Raw genomic sequence first — 25,812 nt, forward strand, 5'->3', positions numbered from 1 at the left:
TTCATCAGCTTGGAGCGCTATGAAAATTGATGTGTCCCCGAATTAATGGCGATGCCTTGGTGGAGTTTAAAAATCGCATCTGACCCCATTTAAACCATTTGGCATTGTTTGTGCAACGCAATATCCTTACGGTCCCTGCGAAGAGCTAGCTAGAAGGAGTGCGCCATGACGACGGCTGCCGAAATCCAACACCTGCAAGAACACGGCCTGTATTCGGGCGCCGACGAGCACGACGCCTGCGGCGTCGGCTTCGTGGCCCACATCAAGGGCGAAAAGAGCCACGCGATCGTTGGCCAGGCCCTCAAGATTCTTGAAAACCTCGACCATCGCGGCGCCGTGGGCGCGGACAAGCTGATGGGCGACGGCGCCGGCATTCTGATCCAGCTGCCCGACACGCTCTACCGCGAGGAAATGGCCAAGCAGGGCGTCGCGCTGCCGCCGCTCGGCGAATACGGCGTGGGCATGATCTTCCTGCCCAAGGAGCACGCTTCGCGCCTGGCTTGCGAGCAGGAGATGGAGCGCGCCATCAAGGCCGAAGGTCAGGTGCTGCTCGGCTGGCGCGATGTGCCCGTCAACCGCGACATGCCCATGTCGCCGACCGTGCGCGAAAAGGAACCGATTCTTCGCCAGGTCTTCATCGGCCGCGGCGCGGACGTGATCGTGCAAGACGCCCTGGAGCGCAAGCTGTACGTCATCCGCAAGACTGCCAGCGCCAACATCCAGCGCCTGAAGCTCAAGCACAGCAAGGAATACTACGTTCCGTCGATGTCGAGCCGGACGGTGGTCTACAAGGGCCTGCTGTTGGCCGATCAAGTGGGCACCTACTACCTGGATCTGCAGGACAAGCGCTGCGTTTCGGCCCTGGGCCTGGTGCACCAGCGCTTCTCGACCAACACCTTCCCCGAATGGCCGCTGGCGCACCCGTACCGCTATGTCGCGCACAACGGCGAAATCAACACGGTCAAGGGCAACTACAACTGGATGAAGGCACGCGAAGGCGTGATGTCCTCGCCGGTGCTGGGCGCCGACCTGGCCAAGCTGTACCCGATCAGCTTTGCCGGCCAGTCCGACACCGCGACCTTCGACAACTGCCTCGAACTGCTCACCATGGCCGGCTACCCGATCAGCCAGGCCGTGATGATGATGATCCCCGAGCCGTGGGAGCAGCACGCCACCATGGACCCGCGCCGCCGGGCCTTCTACGAATATCACGCCGCGATGCTCGAGCCGTGGGACGGCCCTGCTTCCATCGTCTTCACCGACGGACGCCAGATCGGCGCCACGCTGGACCGGAACGGCCTGCGCCCGTCGCGCTACTGCGTGACCGATGACGACCTGGTCATCATGGCCTCCGAGTCGGGCGTCCTGCCCGTGCCCGAGAGCAAGATCGTGCGCAAGTGGCGGCTGCAGCCCGGCAAGATGTTCCTGATCGACCTGGAGCAAGGCCGCATGATCGACGACGAGGAGGTCAAGGCCAGCCTCGCCAACAGCAAGCCCTACAAGCAGTGGATCGAGAACCTGCGCATCAAGCTCGATGACGTGGAAGGCGCCGGCGAAGCCCCGGCCAGCCAAGTCTCGCTGCTCGACCGCCAGCAGTCCTTCGGCTACACCCAGGAAGACATCAAGTTCCTGATGAGCCCGATGGCCCAGGCCGGCGAAGAAGGCATCGGCTCCATGGGCAACGACTCGCCCCTGGCCGTGCTGTCGGACAAGAACAAGCCGCTGTACAACTACTTCAAGCAGTTGTTCGCGCAAGTGACCAACCCGCCGATCGACCCGATCCGCGAAGCGATCGTGATGTCGCTGGTCAGCTTCGTGGGCCCCAAGCCCAACCTGCTGGACATCAACCAGGTCAACCCGCCGATGCGGCTCGAAGTGAGCCAGCCGATCCTCGACTTCAACGACATGGCCAAGGTGCGCGACATCGCCACCGTGACCCAGGGCAAGTTCAAGAGCCACACGCTCGACATCTGCTATCCGGTGTCGTGGGGCGAGGAGGGCGTCGAGGCCAAGCTGGCATCGCTGTGCGCAGAAGCCGTGGACGCCATCAAGGGCGGCCACAACATCCTCATCCTGAGCGACCGCGCTGTGAATGCCCAGCAGGTTGCCATTCCGGCCGCGCTGGCGCTGTCCGCAGTGCACCAGTACCTGGTGCGCGAAGGGCTGCGCACCACGGCCGGTCTGGTGGTCGAGACCGGATCTGCGCGCGAAGTGCACCACTTCGCAGTGCTGGCCGGCTACGGTGCCGAGGCGGTCCATCCCTACCTGGCGATGGAAACCCTGGCGGCCATGCACGAGGACCTGCCCGGCGAACTGTCGGCCGAGAAGGCCATCTACAACTACGTCAAGGCGATCGGCAAGGGCTTGTCGAAGATCATGTCCAAGATGGGCGTGAGCACCTACATGAGCTATTGCGGCGCCCAGTTGTTCGAGGCCATCGGCCTGAACACCGAGACGGTCGAAAAGTACTTCACCGGCACCGCCAGCCGCGTCGAGGGCATCGGCGTGTTCGAGATCGCCAAGGAAGCGATCCGCATGCACAAGGCCGCCTTCGGCGACGACCCGGTGCTGGCCAACATGCTCGATGCAGGCGGTGAATACGCCTGGCGCACCCGTGGCGAAGACCACATGTGGACGCCCGACGCCATCGCCAAGCTGCAGCACAGCACGCGTGCGAACAACTTCAGCACGTACAAGGAGTACGCGCAGCTCATCAACGACCAGAGCCGCCGCCATCTCACGCTGCGCGGCCTGTTCGAGTTCAAGTTCGATCCCGCCAAGGCCATCTCGGTCGACGAGGTCGAACCGGCGGCCGAGATCGTCAAGCGATTCGCCACCGGCGCCATGTCGCTCGGCTCCATCAGCACCGAGGCCCACTCGACGCTGGCCATTGCCATGAACCGCATCGGCGGCAAGAGCAACACGGGCGAGGGCGGCGAAGATCCCATGCGCTACCGCAACGAGCTCAAGGGCATTCCGATCAAGCAGGGCGACACGCTCAAGAGCGTGATCGGTGCCGAGAACGTCGAGGTCGATCTGCCGTTGAAGGACGGCGATTCGCTGCGCTCGCGCATCAAGCAGGTCGCGTCGGGCCGCTTCGGCGTCACCGCCGAGTACCTCGCATCGGCAGACCAGATCCAGATCAAGATGGCGCAGGGCGCCAAGCCCGGCGAGGGCGGCCAACTGCCGGGCGGCAAGGTCAGCAACTACATCGGCTTGCTGCGCTACTCGGTCCCGGGCGTGGGCCTCATCAGCCCCCCGCCGCACCACGACATCTATTCAATCGAGGACCTGGCGCAACTCATCCACGACCTGAAGAACGTGGCGCCGCATGCTTCCATCAGCGTCAAGCTGGTGTCCGAAGTGGGCGTGGGCACCATTGCCGCGGGCGTGGCCAAGTGCAAGAGCGACCACGTCGTGATCGCCGGGCACGACGGCGGCACTGGCGCCTCGCCGTGGTCGTCCATCAAGCACGCCGGCAGCCCGTGGGAGATCGGCTTGGCCGAGACCCAGCAGACGCTGGTGCTCAACCGCTTGCGCGGCCGCATCCGCGTGCAGGCCGACGGCCAGATGAAGACCGGCCGCGACGTTGCCATCGGCGCGCTTCTGGGCGCCGACGAATTCGGCTTCGCCACCGCGCCGCTGGTCGTCGAAGGTTGCATCATGATGCGCAAGTGCCACCTGAACACCTGCCCGGTGGGCGTGGCGACGCAAGACCCGGTGCTGCGCAAGAAGTTTTCGGGCAAGCCCGAGCATGTCGTCAACTACTTCTTCTTCGTTGCCGAGGAAGTGCGTCAGATCATGGCCCAGCTGGGCATCCGCAAGTTCGACGACCTGATCGGCCGCGCCGACCTGCTCGACATGCGCAAGGGCTTGGCCCATTGGAAGGCCCGTGGCCTCGACTTCTCGCGCCTGTTTGCGCAACCGACGGTGCCAGCCGACGTGCCGCGCTTCCATGTGGACGCGCAGGATCACGGCCTGGACAAGGCCCTCGACATGCGACTGATCGAGAAGTCCCGTCCCGCCATCGACCGCGGCGAGAAGGTGCAGTTCATCGAGGTGGCGCGCAACGTCAATCGTTCCGTGGGCGCCATGCTCTCGGGGGCGCTGACCAAGGTGCATCCGCAGGGACTGCCCGATGATTCCATCCGCATCCAGCTCGAAGGCACGGGCGGCCAGTCGTTCGGCGCTTTCCTGCAGCGTGGCATCACGCTCTATCTGATCGGCGACGCCAACGACTACACGGGCAAGGGCCTCTCGGGCGGTCGAGTGGTCGTGCGGCCGAGCCTCGATTTCGGTGGCGAGGCGGTCAAGAACATCGTGGTGGGCAACACCGCGCTGTACGGAGCGACGACGGGCGAAGCGTACCTTTGCGGCGTCGCCGGCGAGCGCTTTGCGGTGCGTCTTTCGGGCGCGACCGCAGTGGTCGAAGGCACGGGCGACCACGGTTGCGAATACATGACCGGCGGCACCGTCGCGGTGCTGGGCAAGACCGGCCGCAACTTTGCCGCGGGCATGAGCGGCGGCGTTGCCTTCGTCTATGACGAAGACGGCCAGTTCGCCTCACGCTGCAACATGGCCATGGTGTCGCTGGACAAGGTGCTCACGAGCGCCGAGCAGACGGCCAGCGTCAACCGCGCCATCTGGCACGGCGGCCAGACCGATGAAGCCCTGCTGCGCAAACTGCTCGAAGACCATCACCGCTGGACAGGCAGCAAGCGCGCTCGCGAGCTGTTGGACAACTGGGCCTCGGCCCGCACACGCTTCGTGAAGGTGTTCCCGAACGAATACAAGCGTGCGCTGCAGGAAATCCACGATCGCAAGGTGGAGCAGACGAGCACCGGCAACAACGCCCACGTCGGCCTGGAGCCGCACGCCACGCGCCAGCCGGCCAAGGTTTGAACGAGCGCGCTCGAGAACGAAATACAAGGATTGCACGATGGGAAAGATCACCGGCTTCATGGAGTACGAGCGCGTCGAGGAGGGCTACAAGCCCGTCGATGAGCGCGTCAAGCACTACAAGGAATTCGTCATCGGCCTCGACGACGCTCAGGCCAAGGTGCAGGGCGCCCGCTGCATGGACTGCGGCACGCCGTTCTGCAACAACGGCTGCCCGGTCAACAACATCATTCCGGATTTCAACGACCTGGTCTATCGCGACGACTGGCAGAACGCCTTCGCGGTGCTGGATTCGACCAATAACTTTCCGGAGTTCACCGGCCGCATCTGCCCCGCGCCTTGCGAGGCGGCCTGCGTGCTCAACGTGAACGACGATCCGGTCGGCATCAAGTCGCTGGAACACGCCATCATCGACCGCGCTTGGGACGCTGGCTGGGTGCAAGCACGCCCCGCGCGTCACAAGACTGGCAAGAAGGTAGCTGTCGTTGGCTCGGGCCCCGCGGGCTTGGCGGCAGCCCAGCAACTGGCCCGCGCCGGTCACGATGTCACGCTTTTCGAGAAGAATGACCGTATCGGCGGGCTGCTGCGTTACGGCATTCCCGACTTCAAGATGGAGAAGTCGCACATCGATCGCCGCATCGAGCAGATGACGGCCGAGGGCGTGGTGTTTCGCACTGGCGTTGTCGTGGGCAGCGCCAAGGATCCACTGGGCAAAGGATCGAAGGTCACCAACCTGGCCAAGGAAACCGTCACGCCCGAGCAACTGCAGGCCGAGTTCGACGCAGTCGTCCTGGCCGGTGGCGCCGAGCAATCGCGCGACCTGCCGGTGCCGGGGCGTGAACTGGACGGCATTCACTTCGCGATGGAGTTCCTGCCTCAGCAGAACCGCGTCAATGCCGGCGACAAGGTCAAGGGCCAACTGCGCGCCGAGGGCAGGCATGTCATCGTGATCGGCGGCGGCGACACCGGCTCCGATTGCGTGGGTACGAGCAACCGCCATGGCGCCGCCAGCGTCACCCAGTTCGAGCTGATGCCACAGCCGCCGGAAGAGGAAAACCGCCCGCTGACGTGGCCCTACTGGCCGATCAAGCTGCGCACCAGCTCCAGCCACGAAGAAGGCTGCGAGCGCGAGTTCGCGATCGCGACCAAGGAATTCATCGGCGAGAAGGGCAAGGTCACCGGCCTGAAGACGGTTCGCGTCGAATGGAAGGACGGCAAGATGGTCGAAGTGCCTGGCTCCGAGCAGACGCTCAAGGCCGACCTGGTGCTGCTGGCCATGGGCTTCGTCAGCCCGGTGTCGCCCATTCTGGAAGCCTTCGGCGTCGAGAAGGATGCCCGGGGCAATGCCAAGGCCAGCGTCGACTTCAGTGGTGGCTATGCGACCAGCGTGCCGAAGGTTTTCGCTGCGGGTGACATGCGCCGCGGCCAGTCGCTCGTGGTGTGGGCCATCCGCGAAGGCCGTCAGGCAGCCCGTGCGGTGGACGAATTCTTGATGGGTTTCAGCGATCTGCCGCGCTGAGCGGCATCCGATATCATCTTGTTACCGTGAGCCGGGGCTCCGTTCTGGAGTGCCCGGCTTCTTTTTTTGCCATCACGCATTTGACTGCTCCCACCGCCCTCGTTGAATTCAGGAACGTCGTCTTCGGCTACGACACGCGTCGCGTGCTGGATGGCGTTTCGCTGTCGGTGCCGCGCGGCAAGGTCACGGCAGTCATGGGGGCGTCCGGCGGTGGCAAGACGACGCTGCTGCGCCTCATCGGTGGCCAACAGCGGCCCTTGGCAGGCGAGGTGCTGTTCGATGGCAAGTCGGTCGCAAACATGGATACGGCGGAGCTCTACCGTGCCCGCCGTCGCATGGGGATGCTGTTCCAGTTCGGCGCGTTGTTCACCGACATGAGCGTGTTCGACAACGTCGCCTTCCCGCTGCGTGAACATACCCAGTTGCCGGAGTCGCTCGTGCGCGACATCGTGCTCATGAAACTCGACGCTGTAGGTTTGCGTGGCGCCCGCGACCTGATGCCTTCCGAGGTGTCAGGAGGGATGGCTCGTCGCGTGGCCCTGGCGCGGGCAATTGCGCTCGACCCCGAACTCATCATGTACGACGAGCCCTTCGCCGGGCTCGACCCCATCTCGCTGGGCACGGCCGCCCAGTTGATCCGCCGCCTGAACGACAGCCTGGCGCTGACGAGCGTGGTGGTCTCTCACGATTTGCAAGAAACGTTTGCGATCGCCGATCACGTCGTCATCCTTGCCAACGGCAAGGTCGCGGCGCAAGGAGCGCCCGCCGAGGTGCGGGCCAGCACAGATCCGCTGGTTCACCAGTTCGTACATGCGTTGGCCGACGGACCGGTGCAGTTTCACTATCCCGGTCCGACCGTCGACGAGGATTTCGGCCAGGACGGAGGCGCACGCGCATGAGGTGGTGGCATCCGTCCGACGTCGGCTTCGCCGTGCGCAGCAAGCTGGCCGGCCTCGGTTGGGGATTGCGCCTGTTTCTGCAGCTTCTGCTGCGCGGTGCGTCCAGCCTGCGCCGTTTCGGGCTGGTGCGCGACCAGATCCATTTTCTGGGCAACTATTCGCTGGCCATCATTGCGGTGTCCGGGCTGTTTGTAGGCTTTGTGCTGGGACTGCAGGGCTACTACACGCTCCAGCGCTATGGTTCGGCCGACGCCCTGGGCCTGCTGGTGGCGCTCAGCCTGGTGCGCGAGCTCGGTCCGGTCGTGGCGGCGCTGCTGTTTGCCGGGCGTGCCGGCACTTCGCTCACGGCAGAGATCGGCTTGATGAAGGCGGGTGAGCAACTCAGCGCAATGGAGATGATGGCGGTCGATCCGGTGCAGCGCATTCTTGCGCCGCGCTTCTGGGCGGGCGTGATCACGATGCCGATCCTTGCCGCCGTCTTCAGTGCTGTCGGGATCCTGGGTGGCTACGTGGTGGGCGTGTTGCTGCTAGGACTGGACAGCGGCGCCTTCTGGGGCCAGATGCAATCCGGCGTCGACGTGTGGGCGGACGTGGGCAATGGGGTGATCAAGAGCCTGGTGTTCGGCGTCACCGTGACTTTTGTGGCCCTGCTGCAGGGTTTCGAGGCGCGGCCGACGCCGGAAGGTGTTTCGCGCGCTACCACCCGCACTGTGGTGGTGGCGTCGCTGTCGGTGCTGGGCCTGGACTTCCTGCTCACCGCCATGATGTTCAGTATTTGAAGGGACCGGAGTACGACATATGCAACGCTCCAAGAATGATGTGTGGGTCGGCCTGTTCGTGCTGATCGGCGCCGCGGCGGTGCTGTTCCTGGCCCTGCAGTCGGCCAATCTGCTGGGCCTGAGCCTGCAAAGCACCTACCGCGTGCACGCGCGCTTCGACAACATCGGAGGTCTGAAGCCGCAGACGGCCATCAAGAGCGCCGGCGTGGTGGTCGGCCGCGTGGCCTCGATCAGCTTCGACGACAAGCGCTTCCAGGCCGATGTCGCCATCGACATGCAAACGCGCTACGCCTTTCCCAAGGACAGTTCGCTCAAGATCCTGACGAGCGGCCTGCTCGGCGAGCAATACATCGGCATCGAACCCGGCGCCGAAGAGAAGACGCTGCAGGCGGGCGACGTCATCACCGCCACCCAGTCGGCGGTGGTGCTGGAGAATCTCATCAGCCAATTCCTCTACAGCAAGGCGGCGGAAGGCAATACCGCCGATTCCGCCAACAAAAAATGAGCTCGCCCCTTCTTCGAAATTCCGCATTCGGCCGCGCAGCGCGGTGGCTGGGCACCGTATTCCTGAGCCTCGGACTGCTCGGCTGCGCCAGCGCTCCGGTGGAGAAGAACCCGGCCGACCCTTACGAATCGTTCAACCGCGGCGTCTACAAGTTCAACGATGTGGTCGACCGCGCGGTGATGCGGCCGGTGGCTGTGGCCTACGTCGACGTCGTGCCCGAACCGGTTCGCAACGGCGTGAACAACTTCTTCAACAATCTTGTGGATGTCTGGAGCTTTGCGAACAGCGTCATGCAGGCGCGCGCCCAGCAAAGTGCGCAGACTTTCATGCGCGTCAACGTCAACACGTTCTTCGGCCTCGGTGGCCTGCTGGACGTCGCGACCGAAGTCGGGCTGGAGCGTCACCGCGAAGATTTCGGCCAGACGTTGGGCCGCTGGGGTGTGCCGTCGGGCCCTTACCTGATGCTGCCCATCCTGGGGCCGTCCACGGTCCGCGACACGGCCGCACTGCCTGTGGACTACATGGGCGGGCTGATTTCAAACGTCGACAACATCCCGATCCGCAACACCATGTATGGCATGCGCTTGATCGACGCGCGGGCCGATCTGCTCAAGGTCGACAAACTGCTGGACCAGATGGCGCTGGACCGCTACAGCTTCACGCGTGACGTGTTCCTGCAGCGACGGCTCAACGACGTCTACGACGGCAATCCGCCAGACAACCCATGACTGCGCAGGGTCGTCGGCACATGCGCTGACACGCACGGGGGAACCTCGCGTACTGTGTGGGGCCAAAGAGCTCGCGCACAGTCGCGATCTGTGCATCAAGAATCAAAAAAGGGATTTTCACCATGCAGAAAAAATTGCAAGAGTCCGCGTCCTTGGTGGCGCACGTCGGTCGGCGTCAGCTCGGGCGCTTCATGTTGGCCGGCTTGCTGCTGGCCGGGGCCGCCGTTGGCTTGGCATCTAAGGCGTTTGCTGCCGATGAGGCGCCGGACGCGCTGGTCAAGCGACTGACGAGCGAAACCCTGCAGCAGATCCGCTCCGACAGCGCACTCAAGAGTGGCGACATGGACAAGATGATGGCGCTGGTCGATGCCCGGATCATGCCGAACGTCGACTTCCAGCGCATGACGGCTTCGACCGTCGGCCCCAAGTGGCGCGAGGCTTCGCCGGAGCAGAAGCAGCGTCTGCAGGAGCAATTCAAGGTGTTGCTGGTTCGCACCTATGCCGGCGCCTTGTCGCAGGTGACCAATCAGGAAGTGGTGGTCAAGCCTTTCCGCGGCTCTGCCGATGACAAGGAAGTTCTGGTGCGCACCGAAGTTCGCGGTACGGGTGACCCCATCCAAATCGACTACCGCCTCGAAAAGACGCCCGGCGAAGCTGGCGGCTGGAAGATCTACAACCTGAATGTGCTGGGCATCTGGCTGGTCGACACCTACCGCTCCCAATTTGCGCAAGAGATCAACAGCAAGGGCATCGACGGGCTGATTTCGTCCCTGGAGACGCGCAACCGCTCGATGGCCGCGGACAAGGCCAAGAGCTGATCTCGCGAGCCCGCAAAGCCCTACTCCAATGAGCCAAATGCTGGTCCTGCCTGCCAAACTGACCCACCAGGAGGCGCCTGCCTGCATGCGCATGCTAAGCCAGGGCGCAGGCGCCCAGCAGGGCTCGTCGACGGTGGTCGATGCCAGCGCCCTGGCCCAGTTCGATTCGTCAGCATTGGCCGTCCTGCTGGAGTGCAGGCGCGAAGTGATCGCGCTGGGAAGAGGCTTTGCGGTCCGCGGCTTGCCATTGCGACTGCGCGAGCTGGCCACTCTCTATGGCGTAGCGGCGCTACTTCCGGCGGCACCCTAAGCGCGTCGGGATCCGGAGCCGGCGAAGGGCTGCTGTCGGTCGCTCGGCAGGAATCTTCCCGGGCCTCGTAAAATGCCGGGTTCCCATGCCCGCCGTCTCCTTCCAATCCGTCACCAAGACCTATCCCGCGTCCCGTCAGCAGCGCGCTCAAGGCAGCGCCGGCCTACGTGCCCTGGACCAGGTCACTTTCGACATCGAAGAGGGCGAGTTCTTCGGCCTCCTGGGCCCCAACGGGGCCGGAAAAACCACTCTTATCAGCATTCTTGCCGGCCTTTCCCGACCGAGCAGCGGCAGCGTGCGCGTGCACGGCTTCGACGTTCAGGCCGACTTCGCCCAGGCGCGGCGGAAACTGGGTGTGGTCCCGCAGGAACTCGTGTTCGATCCCTTCTTCAACGTGCGCGAGTCACTGCGCATCCAGTCGGGCTACTTCGGCATTCGCAACAACGATGCCTGGATCGATGAACTGCTGCAGAGCCTGGGCCTGGCGGACAAGGCCGAGGCCAACATGCGCCAGCTGTCCGGCGGCATGAAGCGACGCGTGCTGGTGGCGCAGGCGCTGGTGCACAAGCCACCGGTGATCGTGCTGGACGAGCCCACCGCCGGTGTGGATGTGGAGTTGCGCCAGACGCTGTGGCACTTCGTCGCCAAGCTCAACAAGCAAGGCAGCACCGTGTTGCTGACCACCCACTACCTGGAAGAAGCCGAGGCACTGTGCAATCGCATCGCCATGCTCAAGCAAGGCCGGGTGATTGCGCTGGATCGCACCAGCGAATTGCTGCGCGCTGCCGCCAGCAACGTACTGCGGTTCAAGACCGACGGCGCGCTGCCTGCGGCGCTGGCCGGCCAGGCCCGCGTGACCGGACGGATCGTCCAGTTGCCGGCTCACAATGCCCATGAGGTCGAGCAACTTCTGGCCGCGGTGCGGCAGGCAGGCCTGGCCGTGGAAGACGTCGAGATGCGCAAGGCCGACTTGGAGGATGTCTTCATTGACCTCATGGCCGGCGAGCAGACGCCGCTGGAGGTGGCGCGATGAGAGTCAACGCCATCGGCTGGCAGGCGCTTTTGTACAAGGAAGTGCTTCGCTTCTGGAAGGTCGGCTTCCAGACGGTCGGCGCGCCTGTGTTGACCGCCGTGCTCTACCTCATGGTCTTCGGCCACGTGCTCGAAGATCGGGTCAAGGTCTACGGCACCGTCAGCTATACCGCGTTCCTCGTGCCCGGCCTGGTCATGATGAGCGTGCTGCAGAACGCCTTCGCCAACAGTTCCTCGTCGATCATTCAGAGCAAGATCATGGGGAACCTCGTGTTCATCCTGCTCACGCCGTTGTCGCACTGGGGCTGGTTCCTGGCCTACGTGGGGTCCTCGGTGGTGCGCGGCCTGGTGGTGGGGGCGGGTGTTTTCATCGTCACGCTGTTCTTTGCGCGCACCGGGTTTGCGTCGCCGCTGTGGGCTCTGGCATTCGGCGTTTTGGGCGCTGCGCTCCTCGGTACGCTGGGGCTGATCGCCGGGCTTTGGGCGGAGAAGTTCGACCAGATGGCGGTGTTCCAGAACTTCCTGATCATGCCCATGACCTTCCTGTCGGGCGTGTTCTATTCCATCCACTCGCTGCCGCCCTTCTGGCAGCAGGTGAGCCACCTCAATCCCTTTTTCTACATGATCGACGGCTTTCGCTTCGGCTTCTTCGGCGTGAGCGACGTCTCGCCCTGGCTGAGCCTGGCCATTGTCGGCAGCGCATGGTTGATCGTGAGCGCCGTTGCGGTCCACCTGCTGCGCATCGGCTACAAGATCCGGGGCTGAGCGCGGGCGCGCATCCAAAGAGCCAACCCATGACCGCAGACGAACTCAAGACCATCATCGCCGCCGGACTGCCTTGCGAGCACATCGAACTCGAAGGCGACGGCCGGCACTGGTTTGCCACCATCGTCTCGCCCGAGTTCGAAGGCAAGCGCGCCGTATGGCGCCATCAGCGCGTGTACAGGACGCTGGGTGACAAAATGCATACGGACGAAGTCCATGCCCTGTCGATGAAAACCTTCACGCCGGCCGAGTGGGCATCCCAGCCGCGCCAATCCTCCTGAGAACATCATGGACAAACTGCTGATTCGCGGTGGGCGCCAGCTCCACGGCGAAGTTTCCGTCTCCGGCGCCAAGAATGCCGCCTTGCCCGAACTGTGCGCGGCACTCCTGACCGATCAGGAAGTCGTGCTGCGCAATGTGCCGGCCTTGCAGGACGTGTCCACCATGCTCAAGCTGGTGCGCAACATGGGCGTTGCCGTCGACCGCCAGGACGATGGCACCGTCACCTTGAACGCCAGCGACCTCGGCAATCCCGAGGCGCCGTATGAGTTGGTCAAGACCATGCGTGCGTCGGTGCTGGCCCTGGGGCCGCTCGTCGCTCGGTTCGGACAGGCGAAGGTGTCGCTGCCTGGCGGATGTGCCATCGGTTCGCGCCCGGTCGACCAGCACATCAAGGGCCTGCACGCCATGGGCGCCGACATCACGGTCGAGCACGGCTACATGATGGCGCGAATCGGCGGTGGTCGCCGTCGCCTTCACGGTGCGCGCATCACCACCGACATGGTGACCGTCACAGGCACCGAGAACTTCCTGATGGCTGCCGCGCTGGCCGAAGGCGAGACCGTTCTGGAGAACGCCGCTCAAGAACCCGAGATCACCGATCTGGCAGAGATGCTGATCGCAATGGGCGCACGTATCGAGGGCCACGGCACCAGCCGAATTCGGATCCAGGGCGTCGAGCGCTTGTCCGGCTGCACGCATCAGGTGGTGGCCGACCGTATCGAGGCAGGCACCTTCCTGTGTGCCGTCGCGGCGGCGGGGGGTGACGTGCTACTGCGCCACGCCCGCGCCGACCACATGGACGCCGTGATCGAGAAGCTGCGGGAGGCGGGCGCCGAGGTGACGGCCACGCCCGATGGCGTGCGCGTCAAGGCTTCCGGCCGGCTGCGTGCGCAGAGCTTTCGCACCACCGAATACCCCGGGTTCCCGACCGACATGCAGGCGCAGTTCATGGCGCTCAACGTCATTGCGCAAGGCACGTCCACGGTCACCGAAACCATCTTCGAGAATCGCTTCATGCACGTCGACGAGATGATGCGGCTGGGCGCCGACATTCAGACCGACGGCAAGGTGGCCGTCATCAAGGGTGTGCAGCAGTTGTCGGGCGCGACCGTCATGGCCACGGACCTGCGCGCCTCCGCCAGCCTGGTCATCGCCGGCCTGGTGGCCGACGGAGAGACCCTGGTCGACCGCATCTACCACCTCGACCGCGGCTACGAACGCATGGAACACAAGCTGCGGCTGCTGGGCGCCGACATCGAGCGCGTGAAAGGGGTGGCCGCGTGATCACGCTTGCTCTCTCCAAGGGACGCATCTTCGAGGAGACCATCCCGCTGCTTGCTGCGGCCGGCATCGAGGTGAGCGAAGACCCGGACAAGTCACGCAAGCTCATCCTCCCGACCAACCGGCCCGATGTGCAGGTGGTTCTGGTGCGCGCCTCCGACGTGCCGACCTACGTGCAGTATGGCGGCGCCGACCTCGGCGTGACAGGGTTGGACGTGCTGCTCGAGCATGGCAATCAGGGGCTGTATTCGCCGCTCGACCTGAAGATTGCCGCTTGCCGCCTGAGCGTGGCGGTGCGGGCGGACTACGACTACGCCTCGGCCGTGCGCCAGGGCGCGCGCATCAAGGTGGCCACCAAATACGTCGGCCTGGCGCGCGAATTCTTCGCCACCAAGGGCGTTCACGTCGACCTGATCAAACTCTACGGCAGCATGGAGCTTGCCCCGCTGACTGGACTGGCCGACGCCATCGTCGACCTCGTTTCCACGGGCAACACCTTGCGCGCCAACCAATTGGTGGAGGTGGAGCGCATCATGGACATCAGCGCGAGACTGGTTGTCAACCAGGCCGCGCTCAAGCTCAAGCGCGAGCCCATCCGCCGAATCATCGACGCTTTCGCGTCGGCCACGCCGCAAGCCTGAACCATGAATTTGCAAGCCAAGCCCCTGAGACTGTCCACGGACTCGCCGGACTTCGAGGCCCAGTTCAAGGCGCGGCTGCATTGGTCGGCGGATACCGACGCGGCCATCGAGCAGCGCGTCGCCGAGATCCTGGCCGATGTCCAGTCACGCGGCGACGAGGCTGTGATGGCGTACACCGCGCGTTTCGACCGTCTGGATGCGAAGAACATGCAGGCGCTCGAACTGGGCGCCGACGAACTGCGCGCCGCCTTCGAGTCGTTGCCGCCTGCGCAGCGAAGCGCCCTCGAAAACGCCGCGCAGCGCGTACGCAGCTATCACGAAGCGCAGAAAAAGGCCTGCGGCGAAAGCTGGAGCTACAGGGACGCGGATGGCAGTCTGCTCGGGCAGAAAGTGACGCCCCTGGACCGCGTGGGCATCTATGTGCCGGGCGGCAAGGCCGCGTATCCGTCCAGCGTGCTCATGAACGCCATTCCTGCGCATGTGGCTGGCGTTTCTGAAATCATCATGGTCGTCCCGACACCCGGAGGCGAGCGCAATCCGCTGGTGCTCGCCGCGGCCCATGTGGCCGGCGTCAGCCGCGCCTTCACCATCGGCGGGGCGCAGGCGATAGGTGCGCTCGCGTACGGCACGGCAACGGTGCCGGCGGTCGACAAGATCACCGGCCCCGGCAATGCTTACGTGGCGGCCGCCAAGCGCCGGGTGTTCGGTACGGTGGGCATCGACATGATCGCCGGTCCAAGCGAAATCCTGGTTCTGGCCGATGGAACCACGCCGCCCGACTGGGTGGCGATGGACCTGTTCAGCCAGGCGGAGCACGACGAATTGGCGCAAAGCATTCTTCTGTGCCCCGAGCCCGCCTACATCGATCGCGTGCAAGCTGAAATCGACCGACTCCTGCCCACCATGCCCCGCGCCGAAATCATCGCGGCGAGCCTCAATGGCCGCGGTGCCTTGATTCATACGCGCACCATGCAGGAGGCCTGTGAGATCAGCAACCGCATTGCGCCGGAACACCTCGAGGTGAGCAGCAACGAACCCCATCGTTGGGAACCGCTGTTGCGTCACGCCGGTGCCATCTTCCTTGGCAGCTATACCAGCGAGAGCCTGGGCGACTACTGCGCCGGGCCCAACCACGTGCTGCCCACCAGCGGGACGGCGCGCTTCTCGAGTCCGCTCGGTGTCTACGACTTCCAGAAGCGCAGCAGCCTGATCGAAGTCAGCGCGGCGGGGGCTCAGGTACTAGGCCCGGTGGCGGTCATCCTGGCCGAAGGCGAGGGCCTTCAGGCTCACGCCGAGGCCGCTCGCCTGCGCCTGGGCTAGACATGCGTCTGTTGCGTGCCATGCCGATTCTTGTGCTGGGCGGGCTCCTGCTGCTCGGCGCGGAGGCCGCCCAAGCTATGAGCATCCGCGAACTGCGCACCCTGGAGGCCGACGACAAGGACAACGGCAAGCTGCTGGCCAGCTATTACCTCGTGGGCGTGATGGAGGGCATCCGTTATGCGAACGAGAGTGCGCAGCGCCGTGGCCAGAAACCGTCGTTCTGCGTCGAGGGTCGCCGCCTGGAGCCTTCAATGGCGCGCCTGCTCTATCAGGGCGAGATCAGTCGTCATGCCGACCTGTACGAGGCCGACATGCCGGTCCAACTGGTCATGGAGGCAGCGCTTCAGGGCAGCTACCGCTGCACTCGCTGACGCCGTTGCCGTGTCCCGAACCACCCGAATTCATGCGATGACCGCCCAGAGTACGAAATCCGACATCCCCGCATTGCAGCGCATCCGCGATGACGTGCAATCCATGCACGCCTATGCCGTCCAGGACGCGCGCGGCCTGATCAAGCTCGACGCGATGGAGAATCCGTACGCCCTGCCGCCGATGCTCCAGGAAGCCCTGGGCCGGCGCCTGGGCCAGCTTGCGATCAACCGATATCCGGGCGATCGCGGCGCTGACCTGGTGCGTGCGCTGGCAAACCATGCGGGACTGCCCGAGGGCTTTTCGCTCATGTTGGGCAATGGCTCGGACGAACTCATTTCGCTTCTGGCGATGGCCTGCGACCTGCCGGGCGCCGCCATCCTGGCTCCGGTCCCGGGGTTTGTCATGTACGCGATGAGCGCCCAGTTGCAGGGTCTGCGCTTCGTCGGCGTACCTCTGAGCGCCGACTTCGAACTGGACGAGGCGGCCATGCTCGCTGCCATCGAGAAGGAAAACCCAGCCATCGTCTACCTGGCCTATCCGAACAACCCCACCGCGAATCTCTGGGATGACGAGTCGATCGAGCGCATCGTCATGGCCCAGGGCCGGCAGGGCGGACTGGTGGTGATCGACGAGGCCTACCAACCCTTTGCCTCCAAGAGCTACATCGAGCGCATGGCACGGCATCAGCACGTCTTGCTCATGCGCACGCTCAGCAAGTTCGGCCTGGCCGGGATTCGCCTGGGCTACCTGATGGGGCCGCAGGCGCTGATCGCCGAGGTGGACAAGGTGCGGCCGCCCTACAACGTCAGCGTCCTCAATTGCGAGACTGCGCTCTTTGCCCTGGAGCATGCGGACGTCTTCGCCGAGCAGGCGGCGGCCATCCGCAAGGAACGAGACGTGGTCGAATCGGCACTCGATCGGCTGGGCGTGCAGCGCTGGCCAAGCCAGGCCAACATGGTGCTCATCCGCGTGCGGGACGCCGGCAAGACCTTCGAAGGCATGAAGGAACGCGGCGTACTCATCAAGAACGTTTCTAAAATGCACCCGTTGCTGGCCAATTGTCTGCGCCTGACGGTCGGGACGACCGACGAGAACAGGCAGATGCTGGCGGCGCTCGAGCAATCACTATGAATACCCCCACGGCCCCCGAATCCGTCACCGCTGTTGCTGAGGCGCGCACCGCGCAGGTGCAGCGCAACACGGCCGAGACCAAAATCAAAGTCAGCCTGAACCTGGACGGGAGCGGCAAGGCGCAACTGGCCACAGGCATCGGCTTTTTCGACCACATGCTCGACCAGATCGCCCGCCACGGCCTGATCGACCTGGCCATCGATTGCGAGGGCGACTTGCACATCGACGGCCACCACACGGTGGAAGATGTTGGCATCACGCTCGGCCAGGCGGTGGCCAAGGCCGTGGGCGACAAGCGCGGCATCCGCCGCTACGGCCATGCCTACGTTCCGCTGGACGAGGCCCTGTCGCGCGTGGTCATCGATTTTTCGGGCCGGCCTGGCCTCGAGATGGACGTCAAGTTCACGAGCGGCGCCATCGGCGGTTTCGACACGCAGCTGGCCTTCGAATTCTTCCAGGGCTTTGCCAATCACGCGCTGGTCACCCTGCACATCGACAACCTCAAGGGCGTCAATGCGCACCATCAGTGCGAGACCATCTTCAAGGCTTTCGCCCGCGCACTGCGCGCCGCGCTGGAGCTCGATCCTCGCGCAGCCGGCATCATTCCGTCGACCAAGGGATCGCTCTGATCCGTCGCCCTTTCTCGTGCAATCCTTGATGTTCCAGTCTTTCGGGAGCCCTCGCCATGGCTGATACGGTGGCCGTGGTCGACTACGGCATGGGCAACCTGCGATCGGTATCGCAGGCGGTCATGCATGCGGCCGATCGGGCCGGGGTTCAGGTTTTTGTCACCTCCGATCCGCAGGTGGTGCGTGACGCCACACGCGTGGTCCTTCCCGGGCAGGGGGCGATGCCCGACTGCATGCGCGAGCTTCGTGAGTCCGGCTTGCTCGAGTCGGTGCTCGAGGCGGCGGCCAGCAAGCCACTTTTCGGCGTGTGTGTGGGCATGCAGATGCTGCTTTCGCACAGCGAAGAAGGTGGTACGGATGGCCTGGACCTGATTCCCGGCCGCGTCGTGCGCTTCGAGCTCGACGGCAGGCTGCAGCCGGACGGCAGCCGTTACAAAGTGCCTCAGATGGGTTGGAACCAGGTGCGGCAGGCCCGACCCCATCCGATCTGGGGCGGCGTGCCAGATGACGCGTGGTTCTACTTCGTCCACAGCTTCTATGCTCGGCCGGACGATCCCCTCCACAGCGTGGGCGAGGCGGATTACGGTGGCAGCTTTACCGCCGCCGTGGCCCGCGATAATATTTTTGCGACCCAGTTCCACCCAGAAAAGAGCGCGGACTTCGGGTTGCGCCTGTATCAAAACTTTCTCCACTGGACCCCCTGAGCCCCCATTTCGGGGTGCCCTTGCCATGCTGCTGATTCCCGCTATCGATCTCAAGGACGGCCGTTGCGTTCGCCTGAAGCAAGGCGACATGGACCAATCCACCACCTTTGGCGAAGACCCCGCCGCCATGGCGCGCAAGTGGGTGGAGGCCGGCGCGCGCCGGTTGCATCTGGTCGACCTCAATGGTGCGTTTGCCGGCAAGCCGCAGAACCATGCGGCCATCAAGGCCATCTTGCGAGAAGTGGGTGACGAGATCCCCGTCCAACTGGGCGGCGGCATCCGCGACCTAGACACGATCGAGCGCTACATCGACGACGGCCTGCGTTACGTCATCATCGGGACCGCGGCGGTTAAGAGCCCCGGTTTTCTCAAGGATGCGTGCAGTGCCTTTGGCGGTCACATCATCGTGGGCCTGGATGCCAAGGACGGCAAGGTGGCCACCGATGGCTGGAGCAAGCTCACCGGCCACGAGGTGGCCGACCTGGGCAAGAAGTTCGAAGACTATGGTGTCGAGTCGATCATCTATACCGACATCGGTCGCGACGGCATGCTCTCGGGCATCAACATCGACGCCACGGTTCGCCTGGCGCAGGCACTGAGCATTTCGGTCATCGCCTCCGGTGGCTTGTCCGGCATGGCGGACATCGAGCAGTTGTGCGCCGTCGAGCGCGAAGGCGTCGAAGGTGTGATCTGCGGGCGCGCCATCTACACGGGCGACCTCGACTTCGCCGCCGCGCAGCAACGTGCCGATGCACTGGCTGGCGCAAGCGACTGATCGCGACGTTCATCCACCACCCGCATCCACCGGTTGACGAGCCGGCCGCCATGACTGTCCAAACCATCAATTTCCACGGACTTCCGGCGTTGCGGCTCGAACTGCATTCAGGTGACAGCGTCGTGGTCGCGCTCCAGGGGGCCCAGGTGCTGTCCTGGGTTTGCGAGGGCAAGGAGCGCCTGTATCTCAGCCCGCGTGCGTTGCTCGATGGCCACAGCGCGATTCGCGGCGGCATTCCGATCTGCTTTCCCCAGTTCAATCTGCGTGGACCATTGCCCAAGCACGGGTTCGCCCGCAATGTCGTCTGGCAGTCCGACGGCGACGCGGCGGGGGATGACGTGCTTTCGCTGGTGCTGCACGATGATGCCGCGACACGCGAATGGTGGCCTCATTCGTTCAGCGTGCGCCTCCGGGTCCGCCTGCTGCCCCGGCGGTTGCGCGTCGAACTCGAGGTTGCCAACACGGGTGGCGAGCCCTGGACGTTCGCTGCTGCGCTGCACACGTATCTGCGCGTGGACGACATCTCGGACGTTGCTCTCGAGGGGCTCCAAGGCGCCCGTCGCTGGGATGCGGTCCGTGACGACCGGCACGTCGAGACGGCGGCTGTCCTGCGTTTCACCAGCGAGTTCGACAGCGTCTATGCGGCGCCGGCCCAAGGCGTACGGGTGACGCAGCCCGCGGGCGCCTTGAGCGTCACGCAAAGCGCGAGCCTGTCCGAAACCGTGGTCTGGAACCCCGGTGTGGACCTTTCGGCCCGCCTGGCCGACATGCCGGATGACGGGTTTCGCCACATGCTGTGCGTCGAGGCAGCCCGCATCGACGAGCCCGTGATGCTGACAGGCGGCGGGCAGTGGACCGGCTGGCAGGAACTGAGCCTCGATTGAGCCAGCCCCAACGCGCAGAACGCGATCTACCTCATCAAACCCCATGCTTGCCAAGCGAATCATCCCTTGCCTGGACGTGACCGGCGGTCGCGTCGTCAAAGGCGTCAATTTCGTGGAGTTGCGCGATGCCGGCGACCCGGTAGAAATTGCCGCCCGCTACAACGCCCAGGGCGCCGACGAACTGACCTTCCTCGACATCACCGCCACCAGTGACGAGCGCGACCTCATCCTGCCGATCATCGAGGCTGTCGCGTCGCAGGTCTTCATTCCGCTGACGGTGGGCGGCGGCGTGCGCACGGTGGCCGATGTGCGTCGCCTGCTCAATGCGGGAGCGGACAAGACCAGCTTCAACTCTGCGGCAATTGCCAATCCGCAAGTGATATCGGACGCGTCGGCCAAGTACGGCGCGCAATGCATCGTGGTAGCCATCGACGCCAAGCGTCGCACCGCCGACGATGCGCAGCGCATCGGCGCGGACGGGCGGCCGGTCGGCCCCGGCTGGGATGTCTACAGCCATGGCGGGCGCAAGAACACTGGCCTGGACGCTGTCCGATGGGCAGTTGAAATGGCGCGTCGAGGTGCTGGTGAGATCCTCCTGACCAGCATGGATCGCGATGGCACCAAGAGCGGCTTCGACCTCGAATTGACGCGTCAGGTGAGCGATGCGGTCAGCGTGCCCGTCATCGCATCCGGCGGGGTCGGCAACTTGGACCATCTGGCCGACGGCATCCAGGCCGGTGGCGCCGATGCGGTCCTGGCGGCCAGCATCTTCCACTACGGCGAATTCACGGTGGGTGAGGCCAAGGCCTGCATGGCCGCGCGCGGCATTCCGGTCCGGCTGTGAGCATGCGCCACACCGGGTATTGCCGGGATGGGACAATGTTCCGATGAACTGGCTCGATGAAGTGAAGTGGGATGCGAACGGCCTCGTGCCCGTGATCGCGCAGGAAGCCGGATCCGGCGATGTGCTGATGTTCGCCTGGATGAACCGCGAGGCGCTCGCCAAGACGGCCGAGTTGGGCCGCGCCGTGTATTTCAGCCGCTCGCGCGGCAAGTTGTGGTTCAAGGGCGAGGAGTCCGGCCACATGCAGTCGGTGCACGAAATCCGCATCGATTGCGACAACGACGTGGTGCTGCTCAAGGTCACGCAACTGGGCCACGAGCCCGGCATTGCCTGCCACACCGGCCGCCACAGTTGCTTCTTCAGCAAGTACGACAATGGGCAGTGGGTTGCGACCGAGCCTGTCTTGAAAGACCCGGAAAGCATCTACAAATAGGCCCGAACCGATGATGAGCAGCACCGATACCCTCAACCGCCTCGCCGCCGTGATCGAGAGCAGGCTGCCCGCCCATGGTGGCAACCCCGACGCCAGCTACGTGGCGCGGCTGCTGCACAAGGGGCCCGATGCGTTTCTAAAGAAGGTGGGCGAGGAAGCGACCGAGGTGGTCATGGCCGCCAAGGATGCTGAACATGGTGGCGACCGCATCAAGCTGGTCAACGAAGTGGCTGATCTGTGGTTCCACAGCATGATTGCTCTGGCCCACTTCGGCCTGTCGCCCGCAGACGTCGTCGCCGAGCTGGCTCGCCGAGAAGGCACCAGTGGCATCGAGGAAAAAGCGCTGCGCAAGGCCCAGGCCCGTGAGGCCAATGAAGACTGAGCTTTGCTGTTTCCCCAATCGGCCGCATGCCCCTGATCGCTTCAAGGAGGTTCCCATGAGCCAAGAACTCGTCCCCGTACCGGACAACGATTCCCTCAAGACCTGGGGGTGGGTGAGCTATCTGCTCCATCTGGTCGTGGCCATCGGGCCGTCTTGCCAATGGCACAGGCTTCGATTGCGCTGCTGCTGCTGGCCCTGGTCATCGATCTGGTCAAGCGAGACGATGCCACCGGAACCTGGCAAGCCTCGCATTTCAGCTGGCGCATCCGCTCGGTGCTTTGGGCGGGCGTGCTCTACCTGGTGACGGCGCCGCTTTGGCTTCTGTTCCTGGTGCCCGGCTGGATCGCCTGGGGATTGATCTCTCTTTGGTTCCTCTACCGCATTGTCAAAGGCATGGTGCGCATGAACGCCAACCAACCCATGGAGCCCGCGAATGTCGTCTGATCCCAACTGCATCTTCTGCAAGATCGTCGACGGCAAGATTCCTGCGCGCAAAATCTACGAAGATGACGAGCTGATCGGCTTCCACGACATTGCGCCCTGGGCGCCGGTGCACTTTTTGCTGGTGCCCAAAAGACACATCGCCTCGATGGCTCAGTTGACCCAGGAAGATGCTGCCCTCATGGGCAAGATCATGACGCTGGCGCCGAGCCTGGCCGTGGAGAATGGCTGCCGGCCCTATCCGGATGGCGGTTATCGTGTGGTGGTCAATACGGGTGTCGAGGGCGGACAGGAGGTGCATCATCTCCATGTGCACGTCATGGGCGGCCCCAGACCCTGGTTGAAGGGCTGATGCCCCACGCCGCGTAAAATTCAAGCAACATTTCAGGAGCATTTCCATGGGTTCGTTTTCCATCTGGCATTGGCTGGTCGTGCTGGTGATCGTCTTGCTCGTCTTCGGCACCAAGAAGTTGAAGAACATCGGCTCCGATCTCGGTGGCGCCGTCAAGGGATTCAAGGACGGCATGAAGGACGGTTCGGCCGACGCACCGGAAGCCCCGGCGCAGCAAGTGACCAACAACAATGCGCAGGCCGAGAAGCCGACCATTGATGTCGAAGCGCGTCACAAGTCCTGAGCTGCGGTTGACGGTCCGAAGAATTCGACGTGCTTGACCTTGGCATCTCCAAGCTGGCGTTGATCGGCGTCGTTGCGCTGATCGTCATTGGTCCGGAAAAGCTGCCGCGCGTAGCCCGCACGGTGGGCACGCTGCTCGGCAAGGCGCAGCGCTACGTCAACGACGTCAAGGCCGAGGTCAATCGGTCGATGGAGTTGGACGAGCTGCGCAAGATGAAGGACAGCTTCGAAGACGCTGCCCGCGAAGCCGAGCAGAGCGTGCGCGACAATGCGCGCGACGTGCAGCAGCAGCTCGAGGGTGTCGGCGCCGAGGCGGCCGCGTCCGACGGCGCCTGGAACACACCGCTGGAAACGCCGGTGAGCTATCCGGAGTACAAAAACCCGCGCAAGAACTGGCGCCTCAAGCGTGGCGCCACGCCCCAGTGGTACAAGTCCCGCAGCGGCGTGCGTACCCGGGCGCAGTCCGGTGCGGCGCGTGTCGCGCGCTTTCGCCCCCACAGGATCGACTAGCAACAGCCGCGCGGTGGCGCCTTGCGCGCCACATCCTGATCAACTCGAACCCGAGCCGAATCCCGGCTGATTGCGCCCCACTCCATGGCCAAATCCGATACCGACAAGAACAAGGAAGACGAGCTCGAGGGCACCGAGCAGCCTTTCGTTGCGCACCTGATGGAGTTGCGCGACAGGCTGATCTATTGCATTTACGGCCTGGTTATCGCCGGAGTGCTGCTGGCGATCTGGCCCGGGCCCTCCGGGCTCATCGACTGGGTCGCCACCCCGATCCGCGCGCACATGCCTCCGGACGCCAAGCTGATCGCTGTGGGTGTGTTCTCGCCCTTCTTCGTGCCGGTCAAGGTGCTGATGATGGCGGCGGTGCTGCTGTCTCTGCCCTGGTTGATGTACCAGATCTGGATGTTCGTGGCGCCTGGCCTTTACAGCCACGAAAAGAAATTCGCGTTGCCGCTCATCATCTTCGGCAGCCTTCTTGCCTACGCTGGCATTGCCTTCGTGCAGTTCTTCGTGCTGGACAAGATGTTCAACTTTATTCAGCACTTCACGCCGGCCAGCGTGGCGGCCACGCCGGACATCGCGTCTTACGTCGAGTCGATTCTGTCGCTGTATCTGGCCTTCGGCGTGGCTTTTCAGGTCCCGATCGTCGTGATGCTGCTGGTGCGCTTCGAGATGGTGACCATCGAAAAGCTCAAGGCGATGCGGGGCTATTTCGTCGTCGGCGCCTTCATCGTCGCAGCCGTGCTCACGCCGCCGGATGTGATCTCGCAACTGGCGCTGGCGGTGCCGATGATCCTGCTCTACGAGGTGGGCATCTGGGGCGCACGCTACTACGTGCGCTTCTCCAGGTCGCCGGAAGAGCGAGAGGGCGGCGACAAGGCGGACTCCACCCCGTCTTCCTCGTAACCGAGACGCTATTCGCGTTCCGGCAGCCTGCGCAGCGGCGTGCTCGGACGCGGTACCGGCGTGACGTCCACTTGGAGCGATGAACTCCCGCGCTGAAGGTCGAACCGAGTGGCCGTGCCCGGTTTCAGCGCAGCCACGGTTGTCAGAAGCTGCTGCACGTTCCCGATTTCCGTGTCCGCCACTTTGGTGATGACGTCACCGGGTCGCAGGCCGGCGCGTGCGGCCGGGCCGTTTTGAAGAACGCCTGTGATGATCACGCCCCGGTCTGCCTTGACGCCAAACGTCTCGGCCAGTTCGGTGGACAGGTCGTTCGGCTCGACGCCGATCCAGCCCCGGGTGACCTTGCCATCCTTGACGATGTCCTGCAGCACCTGCTTTGCCGTCGAGACGGGAATGGCAAACCCGATGCCCATGCTTCCCCCGGAGCGCGAATAGATGGCGGTATTGATGCCTTCGAGATTCCCGTTCACATCGACCAGCGCCCCACCTGAATTGCCCGGGTTGATGGCCGCATCGGTCTGGATGAAATTCTCGAAGGTATTGATGCCCAGCTGGTTGCGCCCCAATGCCGAGACGATCCCACTGGTGACGGTCTGACCTACGCCGAAGGGGTTGCCGATGGCAAGGACCTGATCGCCCACCTGCAGCGAATCGGAGTTGCCCAGCGAGATGGTAGGCAGGCGGTCCAGTTCGATCTTGAGGACCGCCAGATCGGTGTCGGGATCGGTCCCGATGATCTTCGCATCGGCGCGGCGAGCGTCATTGAGCGTGACTTCGATCTCGTCGGCTCCAGCGACGACGTGGTTGTTCGTGAGGATGTAGCCCTGTGGGCTGACGATCACCCCGCTGCCCAGGCCCATTTGCGGCTGATTGTCCTGGTCGCCGAAGAAGAAGCGAAACCACGGATCGTCACTGCGAGGGTCGCGCGATGCGGCTTTGCTGGTATTGATGCTCACGACCGCCGGCGAAGCACGCTGGGCCGCGGCCGCCAAGCTGCCGGCAGCTGGCTGACTCACGCCGCTCGACGGCGCCTGGATCACGGAGACCACGCCGCCCAGCGAGGTTGGTCCCTGGCGCACCCATTCGGGTTTGAGCGTCGAGACGACGAAGTAGCCGGCCAACAGGACCGTGACGGCCTGCGAAAAGAGCAACCAGAAGCGCTTCATTGAAAGTTGAGGGTAATGATGCGCCGCATTGTCCCATTTGCCCGAAAGCCTCAATCACCGGTGCATCGGTCGACTATGCGTCGGTCGTCAGGCGCTATAGAGGGTTAACCCTTAGCATTGGCATGCGTGTCTCAAAACGGGCCGCATCCCCGCCGGCAAGGCAAACACCCTCGCTTCTTCGTCTGGCGTCTTTCTGTCCCGCACCCCGGGGACAGCGCGTACG

General features: G+C 64.2%; 28 protein-coding genes and 1 pseudogene. 28 read left to right on the forward strand and 1 reads right to left on the reverse strand.

Features of this window, described 5'->3' with window-relative positions; genetic code table 11:
- The first annotated feature begins 165 nt into the window (after positions 1-165).
- From QTH91_RS12980 to tatC, 28 genes and pseudogenes are all read left to right on the forward strand, one after another.
- Positions 166-4,902: a glutamate synthase-related protein gene (locus QTH91_RS12980; protein ID WP_286660480.1), complete on the forward strand. Its 4,737-nt coding sequence runs from the start codon at positions 166-168 to the stop codon at positions 4,900-4,902.
- A gap of 37 nt (positions 4,903-4,939) precedes the next feature.
- Positions 4,940-6,418 (forward strand): glutamate synthase subunit beta, encoded by a 1,479-nt coding sequence (locus QTH91_RS12985; RefSeq protein WP_286660481.1) that lies wholly within the window; start codon positions 4,940-4,942, stop codon positions 6,416-6,418.
- Positions 6,419-6,489: 71 nt separating this feature from the next.
- A complete protein-coding gene (locus tag QTH91_RS12990; RefSeq protein ID WP_286660669.1) occupies positions 6,490-7,317 on the forward strand; it encodes an ABC transporter ATP-binding protein in 828 nt (275 codons plus the stop codon).
- A complete protein-coding gene (gene mlaE / locus QTH91_RS12995; RefSeq protein ID WP_286660482.1) occupies positions 7,314-8,096 on the forward strand; it encodes a lipid asymmetry maintenance ABC transporter permease subunit MlaE in 783 nt (260 codons plus the stop codon). The genes QTH91_RS12990 and mlaE overlap by 4 nt, the downstream gene beginning before the upstream one ends.
- A gap of 19 nt (positions 8,097-8,115) precedes the next feature.
- The gene (gene mlaD / locus QTH91_RS13000) at positions 8,116-8,601 is read left to right on the forward strand and encodes an outer membrane lipid asymmetry maintenance protein MlaD (protein ID WP_286660483.1); all 486 of its coding nucleotides are present in this window, start codon (positions 8,116-8,118) and stop codon (positions 8,599-8,601) included.
- On the forward strand, positions 8,598-9,329 hold the full coding sequence (locus tag QTH91_RS13005; RefSeq protein ID WP_286660484.1) for an MlaA family lipoprotein: 732 nt from the start codon (positions 8,598-8,600) through the stop codon (positions 9,327-9,329). The genes mlaD and QTH91_RS13005 overlap by 4 nt, the downstream gene beginning before the upstream one ends.
- Before the next feature lie 122 nt (positions 9,330-9,451).
- Positions 9,452-10,147: an MlaC/ttg2D family ABC transporter substrate-binding protein gene (locus tag QTH91_RS13010; RefSeq protein ID WP_390367884.1), complete on the forward strand. Its 696-nt coding sequence runs from the start codon at positions 9,452-9,454 to the stop codon at positions 10,145-10,147.
- Positions 10,148-10,184: 37 nt separating this feature from the next.
- A complete protein-coding gene (locus tag QTH91_RS13015; RefSeq protein ID WP_286660671.1) occupies positions 10,185-10,457 on the forward strand; it encodes an STAS domain-containing protein in 273 nt (90 codons plus the stop codon).
- Between the two features lie 85 nt (positions 10,458-10,542).
- The gene (locus QTH91_RS13020) at positions 10,543-11,490 is read left to right on the forward strand and encodes an ABC transporter ATP-binding protein (protein WP_286660485.1); all 948 of its coding nucleotides are present in this window, start codon (positions 10,543-10,545) and stop codon (positions 11,488-11,490) included.
- Entirely contained in the window at positions 11,487-12,254 is a 768-nt protein-coding gene (locus tag QTH91_RS13025) for an ABC transporter permease (protein WP_286660486.1), read from the forward strand. The genes QTH91_RS13020 and QTH91_RS13025 overlap by 4 nt, the downstream gene beginning before the upstream one ends.
- Positions 12,255-12,283: 29 nt before the next feature.
- Complete coding sequence (locus QTH91_RS13030) at positions 12,284-12,535, forward strand: BolA family protein (RefSeq protein WP_286660487.1); 252 nt, start codon at positions 12,284-12,286, stop codon at positions 12,533-12,535.
- Between the two features lie 7 nt (positions 12,536-12,542).
- Positions 12,543-13,820 (forward strand): UDP-N-acetylglucosamine 1-carboxyvinyltransferase, encoded by a 1,278-nt coding sequence (murA, locus tag QTH91_RS13035; RefSeq protein ID WP_286660488.1) that lies wholly within the window; start codon positions 12,543-12,545, stop codon positions 13,818-13,820.
- Positions 13,817-14,458, forward strand: coding sequence for an ATP phosphoribosyltransferase (hisG, locus tag QTH91_RS13040; protein ID WP_286660489.1), 642 nt, complete (start codon positions 13,817-13,819; stop codon positions 14,456-14,458). Before murA ends, hisG begins: the two co-directional genes overlap by 4 nt.
- Before the next feature lie 3 nt (positions 14,459-14,461).
- Complete coding sequence (hisD, locus tag QTH91_RS13045) at positions 14,462-15,778, forward strand: histidinol dehydrogenase (RefSeq protein WP_286660490.1); 1,317 nt, start codon at positions 14,462-14,464, stop codon at positions 15,776-15,778.
- A 2-nt stretch (positions 15,779-15,780) separates the two neighbouring features.
- Positions 15,781-16,149 carry a hypothetical protein gene (locus QTH91_RS13050; RefSeq protein WP_286660491.1) on the forward strand — a complete coding sequence of 123 codons (369 nt, stop codon included), beginning with the start codon at positions 15,781-15,783 and terminating at the stop codon, positions 16,147-16,149.
- A 37-nt stretch (positions 16,150-16,186) separates the two neighbouring features.
- Complete coding sequence (gene hisC / locus QTH91_RS13055) at positions 16,187-17,281, forward strand: histidinol-phosphate transaminase (protein ID WP_286660492.1); 1,095 nt, start codon at positions 16,187-16,189, stop codon at positions 17,279-17,281.
- Positions 17,278-17,910: an imidazoleglycerol-phosphate dehydratase HisB gene (gene hisB, locus QTH91_RS13060; RefSeq protein WP_286660493.1), complete on the forward strand. Its 633-nt coding sequence runs from the start codon at positions 17,278-17,280 to the stop codon at positions 17,908-17,910. Before hisC ends, hisB begins: the two co-directional genes overlap by 4 nt.
- A gap of 56 nt (positions 17,911-17,966) precedes the next feature.
- Positions 17,967-18,614, forward strand: a complete 648-nt coding sequence (gene hisH, locus QTH91_RS13065) for an imidazole glycerol phosphate synthase subunit HisH (RefSeq protein ID WP_286660494.1) — start codon at positions 17,967-17,969, stop codon at positions 18,612-18,614.
- A gap of 25 nt (positions 18,615-18,639) precedes the next feature.
- Complete coding sequence (gene hisA, locus QTH91_RS13070) at positions 18,640-19,389, forward strand: 1-(5-phosphoribosyl)-5-[(5-phosphoribosylamino)methylideneamino]imidazole-4-carboxamide isomerase (protein ID WP_286660495.1); 750 nt, start codon at positions 18,640-18,642, stop codon at positions 19,387-19,389.
- 50 nt (positions 19,390-19,439) lie between these two features.
- Positions 19,440-20,273, forward strand: coding sequence for a D-hexose-6-phosphate mutarotase (locus QTH91_RS13075; protein ID WP_286660496.1), 834 nt, complete (start codon positions 19,440-19,442; stop codon positions 20,271-20,273).
- A gap of 43 nt (positions 20,274-20,316) precedes the next feature.
- The gene (hisF, locus tag QTH91_RS13080) at positions 20,317-21,117 is read left to right on the forward strand and encodes an imidazole glycerol phosphate synthase subunit HisF (RefSeq protein ID WP_286660497.1); all 801 of its coding nucleotides are present in this window, start codon (positions 20,317-20,319) and stop codon (positions 21,115-21,117) included.
- Positions 21,118-21,160: 43 nt separating this feature from the next.
- Entirely contained in the window at positions 21,161-21,550 is a 390-nt protein-coding gene (gene hisI / locus QTH91_RS13085) for a phosphoribosyl-AMP cyclohydrolase (RefSeq protein WP_286660498.1), read from the forward strand.
- A 13-nt stretch (positions 21,551-21,563) separates the two neighbouring features.
- Positions 21,564-21,932: a phosphoribosyl-ATP diphosphatase gene (locus QTH91_RS13090; RefSeq protein ID WP_286660499.1), complete on the forward strand. Its 369-nt coding sequence runs from the start codon at positions 21,564-21,566 to the stop codon at positions 21,930-21,932.
- Between the two features lie 55 nt (positions 21,933-21,987).
- A pseudogene (locus QTH91_RS13095) lies at positions 21,988-22,376 on the forward strand (DUF4870 family protein).
- Complete coding sequence (locus QTH91_RS13100) at positions 22,366-22,725, forward strand: histidine triad nucleotide-binding protein (protein ID WP_286660500.1); 360 nt, start codon at positions 22,366-22,368, stop codon at positions 22,723-22,725. Before QTH91_RS13095 ends, QTH91_RS13100 begins: the two are co-directional and overlap by 11 nt.
- A 46-nt stretch (positions 22,726-22,771) precedes the next feature.
- Positions 22,772-23,008, forward strand: a complete 237-nt coding sequence (gene tatA, locus QTH91_RS13105) for a Sec-independent protein translocase subunit TatA (RefSeq protein WP_286660501.1) — start codon at positions 22,772-22,774, stop codon at positions 23,006-23,008.
- A 29-nt stretch (positions 23,009-23,037) separates the two neighbouring features.
- Positions 23,038-23,517, forward strand: a complete 480-nt coding sequence (tatB, locus tag QTH91_RS13110; RefSeq protein ID WP_286660502.1) for a Sec-independent protein translocase protein TatB — start codon at positions 23,038-23,040, stop codon at positions 23,515-23,517.
- An 84-nt stretch (positions 23,518-23,601) separates the two neighbouring features.
- The gene (gene tatC, locus QTH91_RS13115; RefSeq protein WP_286660503.1) at positions 23,602-24,423 is read left to right on the forward strand and encodes a twin-arginine translocase subunit TatC; all 822 of its coding nucleotides are present in this window, start codon (positions 23,602-23,604) and stop codon (positions 24,421-24,423) included.
- Between the two features lie 8 nt (positions 24,424-24,431).
- Here the strand turns inward: tatC and QTH91_RS13120 are convergent, their stop codons facing one another.
- Positions 24,432-25,589: a S1C family serine protease gene (locus tag QTH91_RS13120; protein ID WP_286660504.1), complete on the reverse strand. Its 1,158-nt coding sequence runs from the start codon at positions 25,587-25,589 to the stop codon at positions 24,432-24,434.
- Between the last annotated feature and the right edge of the window lie 223 nt (positions 25,590-25,812).

The sequence above is a fragment of the Variovorax dokdonensis genome, assembly GCF_030316895.1.
Lineage (GTDB): Bacteria > Pseudomonadota > Gammaproteobacteria > Burkholderiales > Burkholderiaceae_C > Variovorax > Variovorax dokdonensis.